Here is a 1330-nt window from a genome sequence, read left to right on the forward strand (position 1 = left end):
CCCCAGAGCCTGGATGGCGCGTATCTCCTAATTTTACCGCAGCGGGGAACGTTTACACAAAAGATCTTACACCCTCTGGTAAGCGGTAACACGACCACTTTGGGATTCCAGTGCGGAGAGTCGAGTAGAACGACCGCGTAATGTTTACCGCCGAACTCGTTTCCGACATTGAATCCAAAATCGACCAAAATCACCTGTCCTCGCACGTAGTCATAAGCAGGTCTCGTTTTCGCTTCCCGGCGAAAGTAGTCAACCATAGCTTGGACCCAGTTAGTAAACAATTGATGGCGTTTAACCTCGTGTTTGAGGTCTTCGATTTCCGTTTTCATGTCTGCAACAGTGGGCATTGTGCAAGATTCATTCCTCTGAATCTTAGTGTACAAGACCCACTGCCCAAGACTGACATCGGGAGGCCGAAAAACGACCGTCTGTTACGCAGTAGCCCCGCCGTTATACTTAGCGTTGAACACGTCATCTGGCTGTGCAATCAGAACGATCCCCTCAATGAAGCCGATGATCGCGGGAATGCCGGTCCAGAAAAAGACCAGGAAGAGAATCCCACGTCCGGTTTGGCCCAGATAGAACTTATGGATGCCGAGGCCTCCGAGGAAGAGCCCCAGAAGCCCGGCGGCCAGTTTGTTTTTCATTGTGAAGAAGCCTCCTGTTCGAACGTAATGCGCGCCCCAGCGACCAGTGCGTCATCCAAGCCCTTCGGCCCGTCCCAGCGCGCCATCATGAGCGGCCATCCGGCTTCCGTGAGAGCGTCCGTCAAGCGCACCACGTGCTGTGCGACCTTCCCGGCGGTTTCCGGATTGGGGTCGCGGTCGAACGCGATAATTACGCGCTTCGGCCGGACTACGGCTAAGATGTCGAGCACCGGGGCCCAAGCTCCCGCACCCGGTACGCCGAGGACGGTGTGGCCGAGACGCGCATGGGCGACGATGGCCTTCAACGGCCCTTCCGTAATCCAGACCACATCATCGACGCCACGAACCACATGCACCGGAGCCCCGGATGCTGCACCCCCGACATAGGTGGGAGCGGGTGTGGAAAGCCAGCGGTATTTGCCCTTGGCCGGGTCGTCCGCCCGGACGTGGATGGCCTGAATCTGACCTTGCACGTCACGCACGGGGATGGCGATGCCCGCCGGGCCGACGATGCGCCACCGCCCCCCCTTGCGGGCAAACCCGGGTACCCCGGCGGAGACGGGGGTGATCGGGGCAAGCCCCGGCTGTGTTTAGTCAACAGGAAATGGCTCTTGCACACTTTTGGTGGTGCTGGGCCATGGCGTGCTCGAACCGTGAGGGTGTAGGCTCCCCATGTCGGTTCC

The 1330-nt window shown here is 58.8% G+C and carries 2 protein-coding genes; both read right to left on the reverse strand.

What is annotated here, in order from left to right:
* Positions 1-431: 431 nt before the first annotated feature.
* Positions 432-647, reverse strand: coding sequence for a TM2 domain-containing protein (locus tag HIJ39_RS22955; protein WP_169103344.1), 216 nt, complete (start codon positions 645-647; stop codon positions 432-434).
* Complete coding sequence (locus HIJ39_RS24450) at positions 644-1129, reverse strand: DUF3854 domain-containing protein (RefSeq protein WP_169103345.1); 486 nt, start codon at positions 1127-1129, stop codon at positions 644-646. Before HIJ39_RS24450 ends, HIJ39_RS22955 begins: the two co-directional genes overlap by 4 nt.
* Between the last annotated feature and the right edge of the window lie 201 nt (positions 1130-1330).

Origin of the sequence: Sulfobacillus harzensis (genome assembly GCF_012933365.1) — a bacterium.
In the GTDB taxonomy this organism is placed as follows: domain Bacteria; phylum Bacillota; class Sulfobacillia; order Sulfobacillales; family Sulfobacillaceae; genus Sulfobacillus_B; species Sulfobacillus_B harzensis.